At 42.0% G+C, this 22,818-nt stretch carries 25 protein-coding genes and 1 riboswitch; of the genes, 12 read left to right on the top strand and 13 right to left on the bottom strand.

Annotated features, from left to right (window positions below; all coding sequences use genetic code 11):
• Window positions 1-54: 54 nt before the first annotated feature.
• The 3 genes from ABLT31_RS03895 to ABLT31_RS03885 all read right to left on the bottom strand — a co-directional run bounded on the left by ABLT31_RS03895 (window position 55) and on the right by ABLT31_RS03885 (window position 3,233).
• Entirely contained in the window at window positions 55-1,284 is a 1,230-nt protein-coding gene (locus tag ABLT31_RS03895) for a cation:proton antiporter (RefSeq protein ID WP_367749109.1), read from the bottom strand.
• Window positions 1,285-1,333: 49 nt separating this feature from the next.
• Complete coding sequence (locus tag ABLT31_RS03890; protein ID WP_367749107.1) at window positions 1,334-1,621, bottom strand: hypothetical protein; 288 nt, start codon at window positions 1,619-1,621, stop codon at window positions 1,334-1,336.
• Window positions 1,622-1,820: 199 nt separating this feature from the next.
• Window positions 1,821-3,233 carry a DHA2 family efflux MFS transporter permease subunit gene (locus ABLT31_RS03885; RefSeq protein ID WP_462976461.1) on the bottom strand — a complete coding sequence of 471 codons (1,413 nt, stop codon included), beginning with the start codon at window positions 3,231-3,233 and terminating at the stop codon, window positions 1,821-1,823.
• Window positions 3,234-3,566: 333 nt separating this feature from the next.
• Here ABLT31_RS03885 and ABLT31_RS03880 point away from each other — a divergent pair, with 333 nt between their 5' ends.
• A complete protein-coding gene (locus ABLT31_RS03880; RefSeq protein ID WP_367749101.1) occupies window positions 3,567-4,643 on the top strand; it encodes a branched-chain amino acid aminotransferase in 1,077 nt (358 codons plus the stop codon).
• 49 nt (window positions 4,644-4,692) lie between these two features.
• Here ABLT31_RS03880 and ABLT31_RS03875 read toward each other — a convergent pair whose 3' ends face one another.
• Window positions 4,693-6,108 (bottom strand): protoporphyrinogen oxidase, encoded by a 1,416-nt coding sequence (locus ABLT31_RS03875; protein WP_367749098.1) that lies wholly within the window; start codon window positions 6,106-6,108, stop codon window positions 4,693-4,695.
• Window positions 6,109-6,331: 223 nt separating this feature from the next.
• On the opposite strand from ABLT31_RS03875, the gene ABLT31_RS03870 reads away from it, so the two are divergent.
• Window positions 6,332-7,690: an MATE family efflux transporter gene (locus ABLT31_RS03870; protein WP_367749095.1), complete on the top strand. Its 1,359-nt coding sequence runs from the start codon at window positions 6,332-6,334 to the stop codon at window positions 7,688-7,690.
• A 102-nt stretch (window positions 7,691-7,792) separates the two neighbouring features.
• Window positions 7,793-8,953, top strand: a complete 1,161-nt coding sequence (locus ABLT31_RS03865) for an acyltransferase (protein WP_367749092.1) — start codon at window positions 7,793-7,795, stop codon at window positions 8,951-8,953.
• Between the two features lie 66 nt (window positions 8,954-9,019).
• On the opposite strand, the gene ABLT31_RS03860 is transcribed toward ABLT31_RS03865, so the two are convergent.
• The gene (locus ABLT31_RS03860) at window positions 9,020-9,628 is read right to left on the bottom strand and encodes a YitT family protein (protein WP_367749089.1); all 609 of its coding nucleotides are present in this window, start codon (window positions 9,626-9,628) and stop codon (window positions 9,020-9,022) included.
• Window positions 9,629-9,844: 216 nt separating this feature from the next.
• Here ABLT31_RS03860 and ABLT31_RS03855 point away from each other — a divergent pair, with 216 nt between their 5' ends.
• Window positions 9,845-11,185 carry a hemolysin family protein gene (locus tag ABLT31_RS03855; protein ID WP_367749086.1) on the top strand — a complete coding sequence of 447 codons (1,341 nt, stop codon included), beginning with the start codon at window positions 9,845-9,847 and terminating at the stop codon, window positions 11,183-11,185.
• 37 nt (window positions 11,186-11,222) lie between these two features.
• Here the strand turns inward: ABLT31_RS03855 and ABLT31_RS03850 are convergent, their stop codons facing one another.
• Entirely contained in the window at window positions 11,223-11,432 is a 210-nt protein-coding gene (locus tag ABLT31_RS03850; protein ID WP_367749084.1) for a hypothetical protein, read from the bottom strand.
• 186 nt (window positions 11,433-11,618) lie between these two features.
• Between ABLT31_RS03850 and rpmC the strand changes: the two genes are divergently transcribed.
• The gene (rpmC, locus tag ABLT31_RS03845; protein WP_367749081.1) at window positions 11,619-11,774 is read left to right on the top strand and encodes a 50S ribosomal protein L29; all 156 of its coding nucleotides are present in this window, start codon (window positions 11,619-11,621) and stop codon (window positions 11,772-11,774) included.
• Between the two features lie 99 nt (window positions 11,775-11,873).
• On the opposite strand, the gene ABLT31_RS03840 is transcribed toward rpmC, so the two are convergent.
• Together ABLT31_RS03840 and ABLT31_RS03835 are read right to left on the bottom strand one after the other, a co-directional pair.
• Window positions 11,874-12,278 carry a thiol-disulfide oxidoreductase DCC family protein gene (locus tag ABLT31_RS03840; RefSeq protein ID WP_367749079.1) on the bottom strand — a complete coding sequence of 135 codons (405 nt, stop codon included), beginning with the start codon at window positions 12,276-12,278 and terminating at the stop codon, window positions 11,874-11,876.
• A 12-nt stretch (window positions 12,279-12,290) separates the two neighbouring features.
• Window positions 12,291-13,577: an ATP-binding protein gene (locus ABLT31_RS03835; protein ID WP_367749077.1), complete on the bottom strand. Its 1,287-nt coding sequence runs from the start codon at window positions 13,575-13,577 to the stop codon at window positions 12,291-12,293.
• 207 nt (window positions 13,578-13,784) lie between these two features.
• On the opposite strand from ABLT31_RS03835, the gene ABLT31_RS03830 reads away from it, so the two are divergent.
• The 4 genes from ABLT31_RS03830 to ABLT31_RS03815 are packed head-to-tail and all read left to right on the top strand — an operon-like array spanning window position 13,785 to window position 16,363.
• Window positions 13,785-14,111 (top strand): ArsR/SmtB family transcription factor, encoded by a 327-nt coding sequence (locus tag ABLT31_RS03830; protein ID WP_367749074.1) that lies wholly within the window; start codon window positions 13,785-13,787, stop codon window positions 14,109-14,111.
• An 18-nt stretch (window positions 14,112-14,129) separates the two neighbouring features.
• Window positions 14,130-15,416 (top strand): arsenic transporter, encoded by a 1,287-nt coding sequence (locus ABLT31_RS03825; protein ID WP_367749073.1) that lies wholly within the window; start codon window positions 14,130-14,132, stop codon window positions 15,414-15,416.
• Between the two features lie 30 nt (window positions 15,417-15,446).
• Window positions 15,447-15,869, top strand: coding sequence for an arsenate reductase (thioredoxin) (arsC, locus tag ABLT31_RS03820; RefSeq protein WP_367749070.1), 423 nt, complete (start codon window positions 15,447-15,449; stop codon window positions 15,867-15,869).
• Window positions 15,870-15,889: 20 nt separating this feature from the next.
• On the top strand, window positions 15,890-16,363 hold the full coding sequence (locus ABLT31_RS03815; RefSeq protein ID WP_367749067.1) for an ArsI/CadI family heavy metal resistance metalloenzyme: 474 nt from the start codon (window positions 15,890-15,892) through the stop codon (window positions 16,361-16,363).
• Between the two features lie 77 nt (window positions 16,364-16,440).
• Here the strand turns inward: ABLT31_RS03815 and ABLT31_RS03810 are convergent, their stop codons facing one another.
• Window positions 16,441-16,761 carry an AzlD domain-containing protein gene (locus tag ABLT31_RS03810; RefSeq protein WP_367749064.1) on the bottom strand — a complete coding sequence of 107 codons (321 nt, stop codon included), beginning with the start codon at window positions 16,759-16,761 and terminating at the stop codon, window positions 16,441-16,443.
• Entirely contained in the window at window positions 16,752-17,468 is a 717-nt protein-coding gene (locus tag ABLT31_RS03805) for an AzlC family ABC transporter permease (RefSeq protein ID WP_367749061.1), read from the bottom strand. The genes ABLT31_RS03810 and ABLT31_RS03805 overlap by 10 nt, the downstream gene beginning before the upstream one ends.
• Before the next feature lie 256 nt (window positions 17,469-17,724).
• A riboswitch (cyclic di-GMP riboswitch) is annotated at window positions 17,725-17,809 on the top strand.
• Between ABLT31_RS03805 and ABLT31_RS03800 the strand changes: the two genes are divergently transcribed.
• Window positions 17,790-18,023, top strand: a complete 234-nt coding sequence (locus ABLT31_RS03800; protein ID WP_367749058.1) for a hypothetical protein — start codon at window positions 17,790-17,792, stop codon at window positions 18,021-18,023. (Overlaps the previous riboswitch by 20 nt.)
• Before the next feature lie 218 nt (window positions 18,024-18,241).
• Here ABLT31_RS03800 and ABLT31_RS03795 read toward each other — a convergent pair whose 3' ends face one another.
• Window positions 18,242-19,051 carry a YitT family protein gene (locus tag ABLT31_RS03795; protein WP_367749351.1) on the bottom strand — a complete coding sequence of 270 codons (810 nt, stop codon included), beginning with the start codon at window positions 19,049-19,051 and terminating at the stop codon, window positions 18,242-18,244.
• Between the two features lie 424 nt (window positions 19,052-19,475).
• The gene (gene yppF, locus ABLT31_RS03790) at window positions 19,476-19,697 is read right to left on the bottom strand and encodes a YppF family protein (RefSeq protein WP_367749055.1); all 222 of its coding nucleotides are present in this window, start codon (window positions 19,695-19,697) and stop codon (window positions 19,476-19,478) included.
• A gap of 245 nt (window positions 19,698-19,942) precedes the next feature.
• Between yppF and ABLT31_RS03785 the strand changes: the two genes are divergently transcribed.
• Window positions 19,943-20,584: a hypothetical protein gene (locus ABLT31_RS03785; protein ID WP_367749052.1), complete on the top strand. Its 642-nt coding sequence runs from the start codon at window positions 19,943-19,945 to the stop codon at window positions 20,582-20,584.
• Between the two features lie 104 nt (window positions 20,585-20,688).
• On the top strand, window positions 20,689-21,735 hold the full coding sequence (locus tag ABLT31_RS03780; protein WP_367749049.1) for a PQQ-dependent sugar dehydrogenase: 1,047 nt from the start codon (window positions 20,689-20,691) through the stop codon (window positions 21,733-21,735).
• A 184-nt stretch (window positions 21,736-21,919) separates the two neighbouring features.
• Here the strand turns inward: ABLT31_RS03780 and ABLT31_RS03775 are convergent, their stop codons facing one another.
• Window positions 21,920-22,612: a lysyl oxidase family protein gene (locus ABLT31_RS03775; protein ID WP_367749047.1), complete on the bottom strand. Its 693-nt coding sequence runs from the start codon at window positions 22,610-22,612 to the stop codon at window positions 21,920-21,922.
• Between the last annotated feature and the right edge of the window lie 206 nt (window positions 22,613-22,818).

Genomic DNA, 22,818 nt, shown 5'->3' with positions numbered 1-22,818 from the left:
GTCAAAGAACATAAAAAGGCTGCTATATAGCAGCCGAATTCAATCAAGTTAGATTTAGGCATTTACCACGAAGGGTTTGACCTCTTCTTCTTTTTTCCTTTTCATGGTCAACTTGATTAGCGGAGGAGTGACAAGGGTTGTCGCAATCACCACAATCACTGCAGCGCCGAACAAGTCATTGCTAATAAGTCCTCGATCGATACCGATCAAGGCAACAATGAGCCCCACTTCTCCCCGAGCAATCATCCCTGTCCCAATTCCGAGTGCACTCTTCGTATCAAACTTGGCCAATTTTGCACCAATCCCGCATCCGATAATTTTGGTAATTATCGCAATAAAGGCAAGCACAAGGCTAAACCAGATGATTTCCGTATTCATTTCTTTAAAGTTAGCAACCAACCCGATATTCACAAAAAAGAGAGGTACGAAAAACGGAAAACTAAACGATTCTACCTTATGAGTCATTTCGTCTCGATGCGGTGTCAAGCTGAGCATTAATCCGCACACGTATGCTCCAACAATCCCAGCTACCCCAAACAGTTCAGCCATATAAGCAAACAGGAGGGCGGAGATCACGCTGACCGCAAGCAAGGTTTGGGAAACTTGAAATTGATTGAACCACGTAATGAATTTAGGAAGAATAAAGTAACCGAGCGCAACAGCGATGACAAAAAACATAATAATTTTAACCAGTAGGAAGATCAATGAACCGAGGCCGCTTCCACCCGCGGCTCCCCCGGCAAAGATTCCCAATACGGCAGATAGAATAATGATGCCTAACACATCATCCAATACTGCAGCCCCAAGAATCGTTACCCCTTCCTTAGACTTAAGCTTGCCTAGCTCTCTTAAGGTTTGTACGGAAATACTTACGCTTGTTGCTACAAGTAGCACACCTATAAAAATGGCTGTGTGAATTTCATACCCAAAGAAATAGGCGACTCCCATTCCGCCAAAGAAGGGAATGATCACTCCTCCAACAGCAACTAATGTAGACGCAAAAGCCGACTTTTTAAATTCTTTTAGATCGGTCTCAAGTCCAGCCAAAAACATTAGTAGAATAACTCCCACCTCAGCAAGTTCCTTAATGAGTTCATTGGGATGAAGGATATTGAGCAAGGATGGTCCCAAGATAATACCGACCAATAACTTTCCAAACACTGAAGGCTGTCCTATTTTTACACTTAATTGTCCCATTAATTTGACGGCAAATACAATCAATGCCAATTCAAACAAAAAATAAAACTTGTCTGCCTTTTCAATTGAAGACGTTATCAATTCCATCCATTCCATTGTTTCTGCTAAGGGCTGTCCCTTAGCTCACCTCCCTATTTCAATAGTTTGCCTCTTCCGCATCCGGCGATAAATCAGCCTCTTTTAATTCCTTTAACAGCCTGGAAATCTTTTCTATCGAACAGCCATCAGGATTATAAAAGCTAACCACCAGCTCTAAGGTCGTGCCGAAAGTAGGCAGGTGCTCTCTGATTTCTACACTTGTGTTGCCAAATTTTTTACGGAAGACGTGCTTCGTCTGTTCCTCCCATCCCATCCTTCGTAAAACGTTCTCATATTCTTCAAAATCCTCTTCTTCAATGTGTAGGATCATACTAGTGATCTTCATTTCCTTCCCTCGTTTCTATGTAAATCTTAATTATAATTATACTATATTTTTATAATCTACTTCACCTATATATATTATTATATTTTCAGAAAAAAAGCTTTTATATTTGTATATTTTAATAGAAATCGGGAGAAAAAAATAGCCGCTTTCTCCCTCATTCGAGAGAGAAAAAACGGCTAAAGCATTATCAATAGATAAATTAATGAGCAGACATCTGCTTATTGCCCCATTCTGCCTCAGGTGGAACCGCGCGCTTCAGAAAAAATGAAGCAATCCAAGCCATGGCAACCAACCCAAAGGCTAGGAGAAAGGCACTTTTCATACCTGCAGTCATTGCTAGAATCGGAAGTTCCGACTCATTAACTGTATTCCCCGCCTTTTCTATAAACCGCTTAGAGCCGTTCGTCATGACGGTCACGAGAAGAGCAGTGCCGACAGCGCCCGAAACCTGCTGGAGCGTGCTGATGATCGCCGTACCGTGCGGATATAAAGGGCGAGGCAATTCGTTTAAGGCATTGGTCATTACCGGCATCATAAGCATGGAAATCCCCAGCATCATGAACGTATTCAATATTAGAATCGTAGTATATGCCGTGGATACGGTAATAAAGGCAAACTGCCACAATACGAGAGCCATCAGCCCTAATCCTACAACCGCAAGCCATTTTGCCCCGAATTTATCGAATAGTCGGCCTGTGATGGGAGACATGATCCCCATCACAATTCCTCCAGGCAGCATGATCAGCCCTGCCTCTAATGGACTGTACTTCAATCCGTTCTGCAGGAAAATGGGCAGCAGCATCATGGAGGAAAACATGGCCATCATGACGACCATCATAATGAGTGTCGACATCCTGAAGATGTTATATTTAAATGTTCGGAGATCCAGCAATGGCTGTGCTAATACCAGCTGCCTCCATGTAAACAATGCTATAGAAACAATCCCGGCCGCAATGGGAATGAGGACGGCATTGCTCGACCAGCCTCCATGCCCTTCACCTGCGCTGCTAAAGCCGTACACAAGCCCTCCAAAGCCAATAGTGGAAAGCAGCAAGGACAAAAGATCAATTTTAGGATGGGTCGTCTCGGTTACGTTTTTAAGCTTCACATACGCAAACATAATGACAAGAAATGCGATGGGCAAAACACTGTAAAACAAAACTCGCCAACTGAAATGCTCCACAATGATCCCAGACAATGTTGGACCGATGGCGGGAGCAAAGGTGATCACAATCCCAATCGTACCCATGGCAGATCCTCTTTTCTCTAGAGGAACCATGGCAAACACCACATTAGTCAGTAAAGGGAAAAGCAAGCCGGTTCCGGACGCTTGAAGTACTCTTCCGATTAAAAGGAAAACAAAGCCCGGTGCAACCCCCGCAATAAAGGTCCCCGCGGTAAACAGGCCCATCGCTGTGAGGAACAAGCTTCTTGTAGTAAACCGCTGTATTAAAAAAGCAGTGACCGGAATGAGTACCCCGATGACAAGCAGATACCCAGTAGTCAGCCATTGTGCCGTACTGGGGGAAATTTGAATATCACCCATGATTTTGGGCAACGCCACATTCAGAAGCGTTTCATTCAAGATCGCTACAAACACACCGAGAATCATGACGGTGATCACGACAAAATTTTCTTTGCTTCCGAATGTCCCCCCTCTTTGGCTTTTATCCTTATGATTTTTCACAGTCTTACTCCTCTCGTTACTGAATCGAATAATCTATATATACCCCATAGTGCCCTGTCTAGAAACAGCTCTAACCCAAGCATTTTCCTTCTTAATACGAGCGTTGTCAACTGAAAGATTTCCCTTTATATATTTTCGATTGTCCGCTGATAAAAAAAACTTTATACTAGAAAATAATTATTAACCATTCACTATCCCTCATGATAGCCTCTTATTAAAAAAAGAGCGTATTTCCTAAACATAAAGGAGTTGCCAAAGGTGAAACAGCAAATTCGAATCGAATTAAGCCAAAATTTAAAAGAAAAGATTCCAACATCGAAACTGGAATTCGGAAAGTATTTTACTGATCACATGTTTTTGATGAATTATTCTGTATCCGAAGGATGGCATGATCCTCGAATTGTTCCTTACGGTCCGTTTACATTTGATCCAGCAGCCATGGTGTTCCATTATGGACAAGCGATATTTGAAGGAATGAAGGCCTTCCGCACAAAGGATAACAAGATTTTCTTATTTCGACCTGATAAAAACGCAGAACGTTTAAATATTTCTAACGAGAGATTAAGTATTCCGCCGATCGATGAAACTGATTTCGTTAATTATATAAAAACCCTTGTTGAAATTGAAAAAGATTGGGTTCCATATGATGAAGGAACCTCCTTATATATTCGTCCGTTTATTATTGCTACCGAGCCTTGCTTGGGAGTTCGTGCATCCCACGAATATTTGTTTGCGGTTATCCTGTCCCCTGTCGGATCGTATTACGAAGAAGGAATTCACCCTGTTAAAATCAATGTCGAGAGCCAATACGTACGTGCTGTTCGCGGGGGAACCGGTTTCGCTAAAACCGCAGGGAATTATGCAGCAAGTATCAAAGCTCAGGAAGAAGCCAAGAAAGCAGGATTCTCTCAGGTGCTTTGGCTAGACGGGAAAGAGCATTCCTATATTGAAGAAGTGGGAAGCATGAATGTCTTCTTCAAGATCAATGGGGAAGTGGTCACGCCTGCCTTGAACGGGAGTATTCTGGATGGGATCACCAGAAATACCGTGATCCATCTGCTTAAGGATTGGGGAATTCCAGTAGTAGAAAGACGACTGTCCATTCAAGAGCTTCACGAAGCGCACTTAGAAGGCAAGCTTGAAGAAGCTTTTGGAACAGGGACTGCTGCAGTCATTTCACCTATTGGGGAATTGAATTGGCAGGAAAACAAAATGGTTATTCATAACGGAGAAACGGGTGAGCTTGCTAAGAAGCTCTACGATACCATTACTGGCATTCAAAATGGTTCGGTTTCCGATCCGTATGGCTGGAATGTCTTTGTAGCTGGAGAATAAATCCCAAAAAAGCTGATTTCCTCAATAGGATATCAGCTTTTTCTTCATTTTAGAACACAGGGGCTGGTGCCTTTGATAAGTCCATCTGCTTGACTATAGTTTCCGCTGTTTTCTCTCCATTAGCAATGCAATCCGGGATTCCCACACCGTAATAGGAGCATCCAGCCAGCAGGATATGGGGATAGCTGACCTCTATTTTCTTTTCTAAGGACTGAACAATTTCATGATGTTTGATATGATAATTGGGCATCGTCTCATGCCATTTCGTCACTTCATATTTGACAGGTTCGGCAGTAAGTCCAAGGCTATCTTTGATATCTTTCAGCGCCACCTGCATCAAGTCCTCTTCCGAGAGCTTTTGCAGGGTCTCATAGGCTGGGCTTGAGCTTTTATAGAAAAGCCTTACCAACAAGTGATTATTTTCGGATGTATGCTGCCATTTCCGGCTTGTCCAGGTACAGGCATTGCAGACTAAATCGCTATTCTCTGCAACGATGAACCCGGTTCCATCCTCAGGAAGCTGGCTGTCGGGAACATCAAACCCAAGGTAAACACTGATCAGCGAACTGTTTTTTAACTGGTTAAAGTCCACATCCAGCTCCTCATCCTGCAAGAGCGATTGGGCAACCGTATGCATTGCAGCTAGGACGACAAAATCGGCTTCGATGGATTGACTGTCATTCAGGGTAATCCGATACCTTCCTTGATCTTTTTGGATTCGTTCCGCCTTTGTCCCTTTGAGAATTTCCACATCGGTCAGCTGTTTCTCTAAACCGTCGATCAAAGCGGATACCCCATGCTTAAACGAGAGGAACTTTCGATCACCGGATCCTTTGAATTTTTTCATATTCTCGGATAGACCTTTAATAATGCTGCCATATTCATTTTTATAATCCAGCAGATAGGGCAGCGTTGAAGCAATCGTAAGGTCCTTAAGCTTTCCGGAGTATACGCCGGAAATGACAGGGGCAATCTGTTTCTCCACAAGCTCCTTGCCAAGAAAGCTTTCCAGGAAAAATCCAATCGAATCGTTCTTTGTAAAAGTCTCATTTTTCGTATAGAAATCCTTTAATGCCTCCACTTTTCCCTCAGCAGAAATCAAGTCCGTCTTCGCAAGCGATTCCAAACTCATGGGAATGCCAAATATCGTATCTTCGGGAATGAGCTTCAACTCGCCATCCACATGGATAAACGATTTGCCGGTTGCGTTATAAACAACATCTTCCTGTAAATTCAACTCCTCCAGCAAGGGAGCCACATTGGGTTTTCGAGTGATAATGGAATCGGCGCCCGTTTCCATGATAAATTCACCATCTTGCACGGTTTTGATTTTGCCGCCTAACGTTTCATTTGCCTCAATAAGGACTAATCTCGCGTCCAGTTGTTGTTCTCTCAGACTTTTTTGCAGATAGTACATGGTGGATAACCCCGTTATTCCACCACCGATGACCATAACGGTTTTCAAAGTAATAACACCTCAATTATAGTTAGCTGTAAGAAATATACTTAGTATAGCAAAGGACTGCACACATTCAAACCAGGCTGGATTCTTCCTTTTGAAGAAATTCGGAACTTTATACTCCCCTTTTCCATGGGAAATTTGCAATTTTTACTCGTAAACTCATTAGTCCCTACATAAAAATCAATGTGGTATGATAGTACAACAACATATATAGAAGGAGAAAACAGTGAATAAATCCATTGATTTCACGGAAGGAAATCTGCTCAAGCAGATGATCTCTTTTTCCATCCCTATATTTTTGACAAACATTCTTCAGATCTCTTATCAGGTCGTGGACAGCATGTGGGTAGGAAGGCTTGTCGGGAGCCATGCACTGGGGGCAGTAGCTATTTCCGGATCCGTCCTTTTTGCCATTCTATCCTTTATCATTGGCATCAATGGCGTAACATTGACCGTCTTATCCCAGCAGCGAGGAAAAAAAGATGAGGAGGGGTTAAAGGAATCACTGAACGCGTTTGTCGTTATCCTTGCAGCCTTAACGCTGATCATGGGCTTGGTGGGCTATCTCCTGACCGATCCCATCCTGAGGTGGCTGGGCACACCTCCCGACTTGTTTCCTTTAGCCAGTTCTTACCTCCATATTAACTTCATGGGGATCCTTTTTTTGTTTGGCTATAATTTCATCGGTACCGTCCTGCGTGCGATGGGAGACAGCCGAACTCCCTTAAGGTTTGTCTGGATGGCTGTCATTCTTAATGCCATGATTAATCCCATCTTTATTGACACCTTCAGCTGGGGGATCGAGGGATCTGCCTATGCGACCATCGTTTCTCAAGGTCTTGCATTTATATATGGAGTCGCGTATTGCATTCGAAGCGGAAAGGTACCCTTTGTCAGACCCTATCTTCCTTCGATGCTTTATATTAAGACCATTATCCGTTTAGGCATCCCTGCAGGACTGCAAATGCTCGCCATATCCGCTGGAATGACCGCCATCATTGCCGTGGTGACGAGCCATGGGCAAAGCGTGGTCTCCGGGTTTGGGGCAGCCAATCGAATTGAGAGCATGCTCCTCATTCCCTCCTATACGCTGAGTTCGGTAGTGAACAGTATGGCGGGACAAAATATTGGAGCTGGCAGGTGGGATCGCGTAGCTCAAATCACCAAGCTGGGATTAATGGTAATTGTTAGCCTGAAATTGCTCCTTGGGGGATTTGTGTTTCTCTTCAGCGACATGCTCATCCGCATCTTTGTTAGTGACCCGGCAACTGTAGCGTTCGGGGCTTATTATCTAAAAACCGTGGCCTTTTTCTATGTTTTCTTAGGTATCAACTTTGTATTAAACGGCGTCGTTCGAGCTTCTGGCGCAATGCTTGCCGTTTTAGTCCTGAATCTGATTTCCTTTTGGCTTCTTCGCTTTCCGCTCGTTTATTTCTTTTCCGAACTCTGGGGTGATCAAGGACTTCCCCTTGGCACGGGAATCAGCTTGATGTTAAGCTCCCTTATCGCTAGTGCTTACTTCTATATGGGAAATTGGAGAAAGAAGAAGCTCTTTCAGAAAGACGATAAACGCGTATCGGCATAGACGCGTCTGTTGGGAAAATCCGCCATTTCATCCGGATCCTTTTTGATCTATAATTTGGACTTAGATGGATTTTCCGGATAACGGGTTAAGGAGTAGTTTTTGTTGAAAAATGGCAGAATTGAAGAGCTCGATATGTTGCGTGGATTGGCCTTTATTGCGGTCGTTTACCAGCATGTGATAGGGCAATTTATCCAAAAGCCTGATATGCCTTACTATGAGGCTGTCGTATTGGGCGCTGTGTTTAATCTCCTAAAATTTGCGGTTCCCCTGTTTGTCTTCATTACCGGTTTAACGCTGTTTTATCATTATTTTGAAAAAATGGACTATGGGTCATTTATTAAGAAAAGAATGAAGGATATTTATCTTCCCTTCACGGTTTGGACCATCATTTATTATATCTATACTTATCATGAATATCTGCATTTGGCCAATCGGACTTGGTTAAAGAATATTGCAGTCGAATTGATTGCACCGACTTATGGCTACCATTTATGGTATATCGTCATGGTTTTTCAGTTTTATTTGTTATATCCAATCCTTTTATATGGATTTAAGCGGTTTTCCAGAAAATTATCCGTCCCTTACCTAATGGGCATACTCGCGGTTTTTTATGGATTGCTGATGTGGGCTTCCCAAAAGTATTTACCCGCACATATGGCAGATTATCCTTCCTGGTTGCAGACTTTCCTGAAATATAGAACGTCGAACTTCATGTTTTATCTCTTTTACTTTTTTCTTGGCGGTCTTGCAGCCCTTCATCTCAACCCATGGAGGAGATGGGTTCACTCCTCCGGATTCTGGAATCTCTGTCTTTTCATCGGTTTATACATTTGGGTAACCTATGAATTGTTCAATGGATCCCCGCGGGGAGGGCCATTAAACCTTGGCTATTCCACGTCTTTAAAGCTTTCTATGTTTCTTTTTACAGTTTCTCATATCCTATGTCTTTATAAGTTGGCCCTGCAATCAACTGAAAGGAAAAGCTTCCTATCTTTTATGTTTGGCTTTATAGGGAAGTATTCCTTCGGAGGCTACCTGATGCATGCCCTCGTCCTGGGCCTGACTCTCAAATGGTTGATTACGGAAAAATTCAATTCAAGCTATGTGATCACAAGCCTTGTCGTAATGGCCATCGTGTGCCTCTTTTCAATTCTTTTGACGTTCCTGTTATCGCATATTCCTTGGGCCAGATACCTGGTTGGGACAGTACCCTTGAAAAAGGTTGGAAAACCTGCTGAACAGCATTCCAGCAAAGCTATCTGAATATGAAATGAAAAGGCTCCTACTTGTGATATGCACACATTGTAGGAGCCTTTGATTTTTTCCCTTCTAAATCCTTTCCTGTTTTGAGTCCACCGCCACATGCCATGTACACAAGCTAGTTGTTAATGCAACGCTTATAATGGCAATCAGGGATAGGAAGAAGGTCTCTTTGGAGATAAGCAGTCCTCCTATACAAATGACAAAAGCGTCAATGATAAAGATCATAAACCCTACATTGATATTAAATATATTGGATAAAAATTGAGCGAGAAGGTCTGTCCCTCCCGTGCTCGTATCATATCGCAGCATAATTCCGATCCCAAGCCCAACGAGAGCTCCTCCCAAAATAGAACTTATCAATGCTGGCAACTGTACTACGGCAACAAAATACTTATGGAAAGGATAAAGCAAGTCAATAAAAAAGGAAGAAATCAACATGCCGTGCAAGCTGCTGTAAAAATAATTGCGATAGTGCAGCCATCCGATATAAAATATGGGAATACTCAGTACAATGATGGTAAAACCTGCTTTGATTCCCAAGAGATATTTGACAATCAGCCCCAACCCGATGATGCCCCCGTCCAGCAATTCAAAGGGAACTAGAAAAAAGTTAATTCCAATTGAAAGTAATAAACTTCCTATGAGGATTGCCATTCCTTTTCTATATAATTCCATATTCTGAACCATCTCCATAATTGGACATGTTTCATATATATGCCATAGAAAATTCAACTTTACACCTTATTTTTCATTGGACAATAATGAAACTAATGACCTAGTATAATCGTATAAATGAATACATCACAAAAACTAAGGGGATATGTAAAGGAAGAAAACTAAAAGTGATTTCCCTGGTTTTATATTTTTTTTACATTATCGGAGGAAACCAGATTGTATACTGAACTTGTCATACTTGCTATACTCATTGTTTTAAATGCATTTTTTGCCGCTTCAGAAATTGCCCTTATCTCACTGAATGACAACAAAGTGAAAATGATGGCAGAGGCTGGAGATAAAAAAGCCAAAATGCTGCAAAACCTGTTAGGAGAGCCGAGCCGTTTTTTGGCAACCATTCAAATCGGTATTACCTTGGCGGGATTTTTAGCCAGTGCCTTTGCGGCCGGAAGCTTTGCGGGGACTTTAGCCCGTTTTTTATATGACATTGGTGTTCCGATTTCTCCTCAGTGGTTAGAAAGAATTTCGGTCATTTTAATTACATTGGTCCTGTCCTACTTCACCTTGGTTTTAGGTGAACTCGTGCCCAAAAGAATTGCCATGCAAAAAGCGGAGCCCATCTCCATGTTCGTCGTAAGGCCTTTAACTTTATTGTCAAAAATCACTTCCCCGTTTGTAAAATTACTGACTCATTCCACGAATGTCATTGTCCGGCTGTTCGGTGTGGATCCAAACTCCAATGATGAACAAGTTACCGAAGAGGAAATCCGCATGATGGTTGATGTGGGCGAAGAAAGAGGCGCCATTCAAGATACCGAGAAAATGATGATTAATAACATTTTTGAGTTTGACAATACTACAGTATCGGACATTATGACACATCGAACCAATATTATTGCCATACCGCTGGACTTTAGCTTAAAAGAAGTCATTCATTTAATCAATGTTGAAAAATACACAAGATTCCCCGTATATGATAATAGTATTGATAACATTATTGGCATTCTCCACGTCAAAGACTTGCTCCAGTATCTGGAAGAAGGGATCGAAGAAGATTTCAGTTTAGAAAAGATTATTCGAATCCCCCATCTTGTGCCAGTATCACGAATGGCCGATGACCTGTTCAAAGACCTTCAGAAAAACAAAGTACACATGGCTGTTGTGATAGACGAATATGGCGGAACTGCTGGGATTGTGACAATTGAAGATTTGCTTGAAGAAATTGTAGGGAATATTTTCGATGAGCACGATGAGGATGAGTTTGAGTTTATCCCGCTGGATGAACATTCTTTTTTGATCAACGGAACACTCAGTCTGCATGATGTGGAGAAATTTATCGATATCGATTTTCCAACAGAAGACTATGATTATGATACATTAAGCGGCTTTCTTATTGGCCAGCTAGGATACATTCCTTCTACTTCTTTGGAAGAAAACCAACAAGCCATTCAATTTGAAGACTATACTTTCACCATAGAGGAAGCAGATGAGAAACGAATCACAAAAGTGAAGGTGACGAGAAACCAATTACAGGAAACCGAAGTAGAGGTGGAATAATGACAGAAAAAGGACTAACAAATCCAATGTTAGTCCTCTATTTTTTTTCGGTTACCTTTCCAATCTCGATCCGGGGATTTTTCTTTAAATCTTCCACATAGCGAAGTGCCGCTTCCTTCGTTTGAAAGTGGGCATCGGATAAATCTTCATCAAGTACCCATTCATTCGCTTGCAAATAAAAAACATCCACGTCCCACGTCTTATCCTCCTCCAGCAAGATATCAATTTCAACTTTCTTCTTAGCCATTGGCTTTCCCCCTTTCTATTTACACTAGATTTATTATGTCAACCGAAAACCATTTTAATCAATGTTGAACAGATTGTGTCCCTTTTTCATCCAAAACGTGAAAACGATGTTACTGATTTGTGAAGTGTATCACAAAGTGAATTCGAATCTAGTATAATAAAAAGTGTAAAGAAGGAGGTGAGTCAGATGAATGAGGCAGAATTAACAAAATGGATTTTGGAGACCAAAATTGAACTAGAAACCCTACGAACCATGCTGATTCAACGTGGAAAACTAAACTCAATGGAGTTCGAATCTCTAAAGAAAAAGATTGCGGAAGAAATGACACTATCCATTCGTTAATGGAATTAATACCTTAAAGCATAACAGGAGTTTCAAATGTACAAACTTACCTAAAAAGTCCTTATGCATAGGCAATAAGGACTTTTTTGGCTTCCCCTATTACTCCAAAAATCTCCTCCTTCTCTCAGGAGTTGGCATCATACAATAGTCCTGTTTTCCCCACAAGCGATACCGATTCTTTGCCACCCAACGGTACATCCCGTTTCGGATTGGATCAGGAACAATCTTTAATACGTAAAGAATACGCCAGCCACCGCCTAAATTTTTGCAAATACGAAGGATCGCCATTGATTCTGTATAATACCGGCCGTCATCCAGCAAAATTACGGAGTCCAACTCTGATGTAATGTGATACTTCTCCCTTAGCGCCTTTCCCGCATCTGATTGAAGGGAAGCAAAGCGGAAAACCTCTCTTTTATCCAAGGTGATAAGCCGATTGATCCAAAAATTGCAAAAGTTGCACACGCCATCAAACAAAATAATCTTCCCTTGCTTTTCCTCCATACGTGCCCTTTCTCATGCCGTTGCCAGATGTTCTTCTGCTAATGCATGGATCGGTAGTTTTATTTCAACGGTTGTTCCTTTTTTCAGTTCACTCGAAATTGACATTTTTCCATGATGATCTTCAATGATTTTATAGCAAACCATGATTCCTAGACCCGTACCCTTTTCCTTGGTGGTATAAAACGGTTCACCTATTCTGCTAATAATGTTCTGTGGGATTCCGCATCCCTGATCTATAATACGAACTAACACGAGATCGTTCTCCACATTTACTTCAATAGAAAGCACCCCGCCAGCGCTCATGGATTCGATTCCATTTTTGAGCAGGTTTACAAAAACTTGCTTTAATTGATTTTCCTCACATTTTATCATGGGAATTACATCGTTCGTCTCTAACACAATTTCTACGTTATTAATGGCTGCCTGCGTTTCAATGATTGGCATCACTGCATTGAGGATGTTTCTAATATCATGCTCTTGGAATTGCTTAAGATGGGGTTTAGCTAACACCAAAAATTCGCTTACAATGAAATTAATTCGATGCAATTCCGATTTCATAACCTCTAGATAATGCGGGTCGCTTCCTTGCCTCTCCAAAAGCTGGACAAATCCAAGCAAGGAAGTGAGGGGATTCCGTATTTCATGGGCTACTCCAGCCGCTAGCTCCCCCACAAGTGATAATTTTTCAGACCGTTTAATCAGCTCTTCGGCTTTTTTTAAATTGGTAATATCTATACATGACGCAATCACTTCGCAAATTTCCCCATTTCTCATGACCGGTCGCAAAGAGGCAAGGTAAGTAATGCCATTGGCCTCACCCTCATAAACTACATTTTCTTCACCATTCCAAGCGCGTTCATAAAACAACTCTTTCTGCGAAGCGTTACTTTGTGACAGAAACTCATGCAATTCCTTTCCGACGACTTGTTCTGGAGTCAATCCTATCCTATACAGTAGGGCGCCATCACATAAAGTGTGAATAAATTTACCATCCACCTTTTTAAACTTAAAAGTCATTCCTTGTTGCTCGCGTACTGTATCCCTGAATTCTTCCTTGATTTCATTCAACTCATTTTCCGCGATAATTTTTACTTTCTCACTGGATTTTAATTTTAAAAGCATCGGTATTCCGAGCAGCAGGAGAACCGCTATATTTATCGCTTCCCATAAGAAATAATGGGGAGCTTTGAAACCATCCATAATGTGCAGGAGAATCGAGACTGACAAGGTGAGAGAAAAAAGTCTTGCTAACCAAACCTTTTCAAGCCTCTTGATAAATGCCCATATATTGGTCTTCATGCAATCTCAACTCCAGTTTTAATAACTCTTCTTACTATTTAACCAAATTTTAAAAGAACCGACAATACACAGGTATTTCAAACGGTTCATGTTCTAAGACAAAATGAGACTCAATATTGATATAACCATATTGTTATATTATAATGTTGTTTGTTGGGAATACAGTAAATAATAAAAAGGCTTTACTTCAAACGGGAGGGATGATAGATGGATCTAAACCAGGTATCTGACTGCTTGAAAGCTCTAGGAGACCCAACAAGACTTCAAATGGTTACTCTGCTGAAACATCGTGATTGCTGCGTCTGTGAATTCACCCCGATATTCAACATATCGCAGCCAGCTATTTCCAAACACCTAAGCCGATTAAAAAGTGCTGGCTTAGTCACGGAAAATAGGAAAGGGCAATGGGTCTTTTATTCGCTCAACTACAGCAAATTTGAAGATATCGGCTTTTCATTAGATAAGCTGCCTGACCTTTCCGAGAAACTTAAGGAATTAGAGGAGAAAGGCCTCCTTGTCCAATGCGAGGCCTAACTGAAGGAGAGAGAAGTCATGTTAGCAGCTATCATTTTTGCCATTACGCTTGTCTTTGTGATTTGGCAGCCAAGAGGTCTTTCCATTGGCTGGTCTGCTTCAGCTGGTGCTTTATTGGCCCTTAGCTTTGGAGTGGTCACGCTGCAAGACGTATGGACCGTTACAGGCATTGTATGGAACGCGACTTTAGCGTTCGTTGCCATCATTTTCATATCATTGATCTTGGATGAAATTGGTTTTTTCGAATGGGCTGCCCTGCACATGGCTCGCCTCGCTAAAGGAAACGGAAAGCTCATGTTCGTCTATGTCATTTTACTTGGTGCTGCGGTTGCTGCCTTTTTTGCGAATGACGGGGCCGCTCTGATCTTAACCCCAATCGTACTAGCTATGGTTCGGGCTTTGAAATTTGATGAAAAAATGGTCATCTCTTATGTGATAGCCAGCGGCTTTATCGCTGATACTACCTCCTTGCCGCTGATTGTCAGTAATCTAGTCAACATTGTTTCCGCAGATTTCTTTGGCATTGGCTTCGTGGAATATGCGAGCCGAATGCTGATTCCTAATTTTTTCTCCTTGTTTGCCAGTTTAGGTGTGCTCTACCTGTATTTTCGCAGGAGCATCCCTGCTAGCTATGACCTGTCGCAATTGAAAAAGCCAAGTGAAGCGATCCGGGACCTGAAACTATTTCGCTTGTCCTGGATCATTTTAGCAGTCCTGTTATTAGGGTATGTTTTGAGCGAAACCTTTGAAATTCCTGTTTCATTTATCGTAGGAATCGCGGCAATCGTCTTTATTTGGATAGCGAAAGGCAGCGAAAAAGTGGATACTCTAAAGCTGGTAAAAGAGGCTCCCTGGGCAGTCGTGGTATTTTCGATCGGGATGTATGTTGTCGTTTACGGACTTCGTAACGCCGGTCTTACCGACATGTTAGGACAGGCGATCCAATGGACAGCCGATTACGGTTTGCTTTCAGCAACGATGGGAATGGGATTTATTGCGGCCATTCTCTCCTCTATCATGAATAATATGCCAACCGTGATGATCGATGCCCTAGCAATACAGGGGACATCCACAGAAGGTATCATCCGGGAGGCTTTAATCTATGCAAACGTTATTGGATCCGACTTGGGACCCAAAATTACGCCTATCGGTTCTTTGGCTACCCTTCTTTGGCTGCATGTCCTTTCCCGCAAAGACATTACCATTACTTGGGGGCAATACTTCCGAACAGGGATTGTATTAACGATTCCTACCCTGTTCATTACTCTCCTTGGACTGTACCTTTGGTTAATCATTATTTCATAAAAAAATCAAACGAATTTTAGGAGGCTCACGATGAAAAAACCGCTTGTATACTTTCTATGTACTGGAAACTCCTGCCGAAGCCAAATGGCTCATGGCTGGTTGCATGAAATAGCTGGAGACAAATATGAGGTAAGAAGCGCCGGCCTTGAGGCCCATGGCTTAAACCCTCGTGCCGTGCAAGCGATGAAAGAAGCCGGAGTGGATATCAGCCACCATACCTCTGATGTCATCGATCCTGAAACCTTAAAGAATGCGGATTACATTATTACGCTTTGCGGTCATGCCAATGACCATTGCCCCGTCGTATCCAATCCTAAAGCCGAGAGATGGCACTGGGGTTTTGACGATCCGGCTAAAGCCACCGGGACCGAAGGAGAAATTATGGAACAGTTCCGTACGGTTCGCGACGAAATAAAAGCACGCATGGAGCAATTTGCAAAAGAAGGAAAATAAATGAAAGCGAGGGAAAATCGATGATAAAAAGAATGCATGTCGCCATCAACTGCCAGGATCTAGAGGCATCCCTAAAGTTCTACCGGGCATTTTTCGGAACGGAACCCACCAAGGTAAAAGACAACTACGCGAAGTTTGAATTAGATGACCCGGCTCTGCACTTCTCGCTGAATGTAAGACCTTTTGAGAAAAAAGGTGCACTTAACCACTTGGGCTTCCAGGTGAACACAACCGAAGAAGTATTAGCTCTTGGCGAAAGATTACGCTCTGCAGGACTTCTTACGATTGACGAAATGGGTACGACTTGCTGTTATGCGGTCCAGGATAAAGTATGGGTGTACGATCCGGATGACAATGCATGGGAGATCTTTTATACCAAGGAAGACTCCGAATTTGAATCGGCTGGTGACCCAAGAGATCTATCTCTATGCTGTGCACCCGCACCTAATCAAGTTACCCCTGTAGCCATAGAACTAGGCAAGTTCAAGAAATAAATTTGGTTTCAAATAAAAAGCGCCTCTCCCCAATGGAAAGGCGCTTTCTTGCATCCTGCTCGATAGGACACTTTTTATCACGACAAAAATCGTAACACCATGGTGGAAGTAATCCCTGCAACGACTGTCGATAACAAGCTGCGTGTCATGATGGCCACTAAAAAGGTCGGCAGGGCTGCTAATGCTTCTAAATTAAGTAATGAGATTTCTCCGTCATGCATCAAAAGCTCTTGGCCGATTAAAGCCGCCATCACAGAAATGGGAACATAATTTAACCACCGCATAGCCCACTCCGGCAATTCAATTCGGCTTAGTACCATTAAAGGCAGTACCCTTGGAATGAACGTAACAAGAGCCGTACCTACAATAATCAAAAACATACCCCATCTTACTTCCATTTTTCCATCACCATCCCTACCGTGGAGGCCAGCACCGTCGCTGCAATGACACCCATACTGCCTGAGATCGCAAAACTGCTGCCCACAGCGATAATTACGGCACTTACCGCAACAATAAGATCTAATTTCAAATTGGATCTGCTTATCATAGCGAGAATAAGAAGACCGATAAACATAGCGGGCAAAGCAAAATCCAGTCCGAACTTCTCTGGATTTGCAATCCATTGCCCGAAATACGCCCCTGCAAGATTGGCTAAGAACCAGTTCAGATAGGCGGTTATATTGAGGCCATGCATCCATTTTTCACTGATGCCTCTTTCTTTTGCCCTCTTGTTAATCGCAACGCCAAACGTCTCATCTGTAAGAAGAGAACCCACAAGCATATTCCTGAACGGTGTAAGATGTCTAAAAAAAGGAGATAAGGCAGCACTAAGTAAAATATGGCGTAAATTCACAAACAAAATGGTAATAATTATAGCAGTAGGCGAGCTGCTTGCGGCTATCATCCCAGCGGCAATAAATTGAGCTGACCCGGCATAAAGAGCGATTTCCGCTATGCTAAGCCCTGCTGTCTTTTGAACAACACCAGCAGCAAACCCAATGCTAAGATAGCCCAGTAAAGTCGGAACGCAATCTTTCACCCCTTGCAAAAAACTGTCTTCCCTCTGAGCCATATGGGTTTCCAGTTGAACATTTTCCAGACTCACCCTACAACCTCCATTCAAGTTCAAACAAATAGAAAATACGGTTCACCTTTCTTGAACCGTTTCCTGCAGCTTCATAAAAATAGTCTGTTTCTCTACGAGACCTCATAAATGAGCATACAATCATGCTTTATTTATAAAATCATGTATAAAAATATTTGTCAAACACTCAAGCCTTCAAATTTAAACAATATATTCATTAACTTGACAAGGACTACCCCTTTTCTTTTGCTGATAATTATGATAAAAATAGATTATACCACGATAATAGCAAATTCATCGAAAGATGAAGACGCAAAGCCACGGGCCTACCGTTGAATAACCATGGCAGCCGGGTTACCGAAAGGAGAAATGAAAGTGAAGGTAGAAATCAAGCGTCTCGAATTGATGACAAACATTGAAGAGTTAAGGGTAGTAAAGGAAAAACTAAAGGATGACGTTATGGACCCCATGTTAAACTGGCGAGAAAGAATTGAGTTATATCAGTCTATACAAGGGATTAATGAACGAATCCAAATGTTAAACAGTAGACTCCAAGAAAACCTCGTAAGCGCTTAGCTGCAAGCTTTCTACGTCCTTTAAGATCATAAATCTCAAATAGAAAAAAGAGGGTGTCCCAAAAGCCTAGCTTTTGAGGGACTCCCTCTTTTTTCGCATAAAAAAACAAGAAAACCGTTCTCTTTGGTAATTTCGTAGTTATCACGCCAACGACTAACAATATAGCAAAATAAAAAGATTGAATTATCCGTTGTGAATGCCATTTGCACCTTCTCCCATTAATGTATGTCTTTCTTCTTGAATCGTCCTCCTTTAACATCATGGATATTCCCAATGGCTAAGAATGCCGTTTTGTCTACTTCTTCTACAATGGATTTGAGCTTGGCTTCCTCCAGTCGAGTGATTACGCAAAAAATAACCTTCTTGTCATCACCAGTATATCCGCCTTCACCCTGTAAATAAGTCACTCCACGACCTAAACGAGCTAGAATCGTGTCTCCTACCTCCTTATGCTTGTCACTGATAATCCATACGGATTTTGATTGGTCCAACCCTTCAAGGGTGATATCTATCATCTTAAACGCGATATAGTACGCAATCAGGGAATACATCGCCCGGTCCCATCCAAACACAAAACCGGCACTGCCCAAAATGAACAAGTTGAAGAACATCACGACTTCCCCAACAGAGAAAGGCGTTTTCTTATTAAACAAGATGGCAATAATTTCCGTGCCATCCAGCGATCCGCCATAACGGATAACCATCCCTACCCCGGCGCCTAAAATGATTCCTCCAAACACGGCAGCCAGAAGGGGGTCTTTCGTCAAGACGGGAACAGGATGCAATAAAAATGTTCCAATTGACATAACGCTTATTCCAAATAAGGTGGATATTGCGAACGTCTTTCCGATTTGCTTATATCCTAATAAAAGAAAAGGCAAGTTGAGCAAGAAAAGCAGATAGCCCAATTTGATACCCAAAAGATGTGAAAGGATGATCGAGATTCCAACAATCCCCCCATCAATAACCTTGTTGGGAACTAGAAAGATCTCCAGTCCTACGGCAACAAAACAAGCCCCTAAAAACATAAAAATGGCTCTCTTTAATATTTTCAGTTTTGTCAATTTTTGATGTTGAATTTGTTGCTCTGCATGCGCTGTTTCCAAACAATTCTCACTCCTTTGGGTAATGATTCTGTCCCTCTTGATAATTAGAAAAACTCAAGTCTGCTATTAAAAACGCGAGGGTAAAGATTAAACCTTTGTTTTAGTTTATGGATAAAAGAAATTAGAAATAGTTTAGCTAATCTCCAATAATTATAAGAGACCCATTGGGTAATTCCTGTGGAGAATGCAAGAAGGAGTATAACCTCACTTAAAAACCACGGACTTTCTTCTACTTATTTTATTATAGCACAATTTAACACGATCAGTTATGATACCCTTCTGACCATTGCCGACAAAATAAAAAGCCTTTCGAGGTAACCCCGAAGGCTTTAAATTAGGAACCTTTTTATAATATTACAGTGCTTTCTTCAATCTCCTCAGAATCACTAAAATAAATAGGCTTTTCTGCACCGCGCTCATGGAGACCTTTGAATAATTCACGATACTGAGAAAGGGAAAGTTCTTCACTGATGTAGGAGCGTTGGATAAAGTCCAGAAGTTCATTGATATTAGAGGGCTTCACTTCCTTAACCTGAATAAAATTATGGATTAAAGTTTCTAAAGTCATTAATAACCCTCCCATTTGTTAGCGTTTACATATACATCATAACATGGATTTACAACAACCTATCTTTTTCTAAAAATTTAAACTTACGACAAATTTCAACAGGGGTAAACAATTTCCACAACAAGAAAAGAGTGACGTTGGGTAATGGGCGGCTGAATCAATTCAACCAAAATCCACTGTTCCCTCTTCCTATTTGAAACCTTCTGTTCCAGTAAGCCGTCAATAACTTAAAAGGAGGCAATCAAATGAAAAATACCTTTCAAATTCTGTTCCTCGGTTTATTTTTTCTATTGGCGGGCTGTACTGAGTATGGACCTGTTATTCCAAGAGAAGTCAAGCAAGAAACAACGGATCAAAACGACTCCAAAACTCCGGATCTGGAGGAAAAGATCGCACCTGAAGATATTGCAGATGTAGCGGTACTTACTTTAAAAGAAAAGGATATGCAATCTTTATCACAATACATTCATCCTTCTAAAGGGATCCGTTTTTCACCCTATGGCTATGTGAGCTTAGAAACAGATTTGGTCTTTACTGCCCAACAAGCCCAGCTGCTGATGACGGATACCACCGTATATCATTGGGGAACATTTGATGGTTCCGGAGATCCTATTGAAATGACTTTTACGGAGTACTACGAAAGATTTGTTTATGACCATGATTACACTCAAGCAGAACAGACGGCCATTAACCAAAGAATCGGCCAGGGCAACACCCTAGATAACAGCCAGGAAGTTTATCCCAACGCTACCATTGTTGAATATCATTTTTCAGGTTTCGATCCCCAATATGAAGGAATGGACTGGAGAAGCCTTCGCATCGTATTGGAGGAAGAGGATGGAAAATGGTATATAGTAGGAATTATCCACGATGAATGGACGATTTAGGCAATGCAAAATAGCTATCACCTGACAGTTCTAAGAACAATACCTTATTAGTGACAAATTCAGTTCCAGCAATATTTTCACTTTAGGGAAAAAGGTGATCAACCGTGTACCATCCAAAAGAAAGGAATGCATCACTGAGTCAGGCTATGCCGTATCGCGTCAGAGTATTGGCTACAGGGCTGGAAGTTCCCTGGTCGCTTGACTTTGCGCCAGACGGAAGAATGTTTGTAACCGAGCGTCCTGGGCGAATTCGAGTAATACAAAACGGGAAACTTTTGGCAAAACCGCTTATTACGTTTGCCTCTCCTTTCGTCAGTGTTGGAGAAGGAGGATTGCTGGGTTTAGCCGTCGATCCGAATTTCCGTCGCAATCATTTTTTATATGTCTACTACAGCTACCAAACTAACCGAGGAATTAGGAATCGACTTGTTCGGCTAGTAGAAAAAAACAATCGAGCAGCGTTAAACAAAATCTTGCTCTCGAATATTCCAGGTGACTCCGTGCACGATGCCGGAAGGCTGAAAATCGGGCCAGATGGGCATCTCTATATTACCACGGGAGATGCTGGACAATCCGATTTGGCTCAAAGTCGTAAGAGTTTAGCGGGTAAAATTCTGCGTATTCGTTTAGATGGGTCTATACCAAGAGACAATCCTTTTCCAGGCTCCGCGGTTTATACTCTTGGTCATCGCGACCCCCAGGGACTTGCTTGGGATCCGCGAACAGGACTCCTTTACAGCTCAGAACATGGGGAAATCGCGCATGATGAAATCAATCTGATTCGCAAAGGTGCCAATTACGGCTGGCCACTCATTGAAGGAAATCAGCGAAGACAGTCTTTTACTCCCCCGCTGATCCAAAGCGGGAACCAAACGTGGGCGCCTGCAGGAATGACGTTCGTGTCGCGAGGTCCCTGGAGGGGGCAATTACTGGTAGCCAATTTGAGAGGTAACCAGATCTTGCGGTTTTCCATAAGTCGAAAGAATCCTCGTTCCATTCGATTAGTATCCAGCTTTTTCAAATCGCGCGGGAGAATCAGAGACATCGTGGAGGGACCTGGCGGTTCACTTTATGTATTGACCAGTAATCGGGATGGACGTGGAGATGTGAGACGCGGGGATGATAAAATATATCGTTTAATCCCTAAGTGATGGATGAAGGTTTTGAGCGGAGTCTCTAAGGAAGGGACTCCCTTTTGTGCTAAAATTAGCATACTTTGTCCTTATCAATAGCTTGTCTGCAATAATTAGAGGGTTCCCACTCGAATAGGTCACCACTCTTGCGGGACTTATCCCATTGCTGAGAACCGTCTTGTATTAGATCTGAAAGGTTCATTTATTTTATGATAGCTACACTCCTTCCTCCATTATAAATTTTAATCTTGACTGAAGCAGCATTATTCTCATGTTTGGTTTCCATTAAGAGCCTTTTTGGATTGATGGTAGTTCTGAGGTAGTATGTTCCATCTTTTATACCCGTTATATCAATCCATTGGCCATATAATGAGTAATCGTATAAATCAGCCCAACCTGGAGTAATACCCGAAATTCTCGTACTGCAGGAGGAATAGCGTCTTGAATAACTTGGACCTTTATATCGTTTGGAATCTAAACGGTGTGTGTCAACAATGCAGAATGAGATTTTATCACTGGATGCTAAGGGTTTCCCCGGTCCGCCAGTCACCGAATCGATTTGGCATAAATCATACCGAGCTATATTTACCACGTGCCAATGCTTGTGTTGCGGATGATAAATCATGCACTCTCTTAATCGATAACTTTTTTTAGTCCCATCTGTGAAATAAATATCCTGGTAAGCTTGAGCTTTCCCCCTCCCCGGACACATCGGACTAGAATTTCCTCGCCGGACTTGTAACGGTCCGGGACCTAAGTTGCCAAAGGATTGACTTAAACGTAATAGTTTACGGAACTTTCCCGCTTTATTTTCCGCTTCGATGTGCAGATCTTCAGGCGGAAGAGCAAGTAAATCCGGGAGTAAAGCACGCTTTTTTGCTTTTCTTTTCTCCATTAGCATCTCCTCTAGAAAAAGCTATTAAGTACACTAATCAAAGTATGTCATGAAGACCTCTTCTGTTTGGGCTAGGGAGCAAGTTTGGAATAGAAAAAACCGCCAATAGATAAGCGGTTTACTCCTAAGCCTTGATAATTAATTCCTCAAATGTTTTAACATTCTTAAACAGGATAAGTCTTTGTTTTTCGCTATAGAAAATATTT

This window comes from Ammoniphilus soli, from assembly GCF_040813775.1.
Note: the sequence above shows the minus strand (reverse complement) of the source record. Positions and strands in the feature narration are given on the sequence as shown.

Bases quoted from the DNA above. Each gene is read 5' to 3' on its own strand.
- ABLT31_RS03895 (WP_367749109.1), bottom strand. From the start codon at position 1,284: ATGGAATTGATAACGTCTTCAATTGAAAAGGCAGACAAGTTTTATTTT.
- ABLT31_RS03890 (WP_367749107.1), bottom strand. From the start codon at position 1,621: ATGAAGATCACTAGTATGATCCTACACATTGAAGAAGAGGATTTTGAA.
- ABLT31_RS03885 (WP_462976461.1), bottom strand. From the start codon at position 3,233: ATGATTCTCGGTGTGTTTGTAGCGATCTTGAATGAAACGCTTCTGAAT.
- ABLT31_RS03860 (WP_367749089.1), bottom strand. From the start codon at position 9,628: ATGGAATTATATAGAAAAGGAATGGCAATCCTCATAGGAAGTTTATTA.
- ABLT31_RS03850 (WP_367749084.1), bottom strand. From the start codon at position 11,432: ATGGCTAAGAAGAAAGTTGAAATTGATATCTTGCTGGAGGAGGATAAG.
- rpmC (WP_367749081.1), top strand. From the start codon at position 11,619: ATGAATGAGGCAGAATTAACAAAATGGATTTTGGAGACCAAAATTGAA.
- ABLT31_RS03840 (WP_367749079.1), bottom strand. From the start codon at position 12,278: ATGGAGGAAAAGCAAGGGAAGATTATTTTGTTTGATGGCGTGTGCAAC.
- ABLT31_RS03835 (WP_367749077.1), bottom strand. From the start codon at position 13,577: ATGAAGACCAATATATGGGCATTTATCAAGAGGCTTGAAAAGGTTTGG.
- ABLT31_RS03830 (WP_367749074.1), top strand. From the start codon at position 13,785: ATGGATCTAAACCAGGTATCTGACTGCTTGAAAGCTCTAGGAGACCCA.
- ABLT31_RS03825 (WP_367749073.1), top strand. From the start codon at position 14,130: ATGTTAGCAGCTATCATTTTTGCCATTACGCTTGTCTTTGTGATTTGG.
- arsC (WP_367749070.1), top strand. From the start codon at position 15,447: ATGAAAAAACCGCTTGTATACTTTCTATGTACTGGAAACTCCTGCCGA.
- ABLT31_RS03815 (WP_367749067.1), top strand. From the start codon at position 15,890: ATGATAAAAAGAATGCATGTCGCCATCAACTGCCAGGATCTAGAGGCA.
- ABLT31_RS03810 (WP_367749064.1), bottom strand. From the start codon at position 16,761: ATGGAAGTAAGATGGGGTATGTTTTTGATTATTGTAGGTACGGCTCTT.
- ABLT31_RS03800 (WP_367749058.1), top strand. From the start codon at position 17,790: ATGGCAGCCGGGTTACCGAAAGGAGAAATGAAAGTGAAGGTAGAAATC.
- ABLT31_RS03795 (WP_367749351.1), bottom strand. From the start codon at position 19,051: ATGTTTTTAGGGGCTTGTTTTGTTGCCGTAGGACTGGAGATCTTTCTA.
- yppF (WP_367749055.1), bottom strand. From the start codon at position 19,697: ATGACTTTAGAAACTTTAATCCATAATTTTATTCAGGTTAAGGAAGTG.
- ABLT31_RS03785 (WP_367749052.1), top strand. From the start codon at position 19,943: ATGAAAAATACCTTTCAAATTCTGTTCCTCGGTTTATTTTTTCTATTG.
- ABLT31_RS03775 (WP_367749047.1), bottom strand. From the start codon at position 22,612: ATGGAGAAAAGAAAAGCAAAAAAGCGTGCTTTACTCCCGGATTTACTT.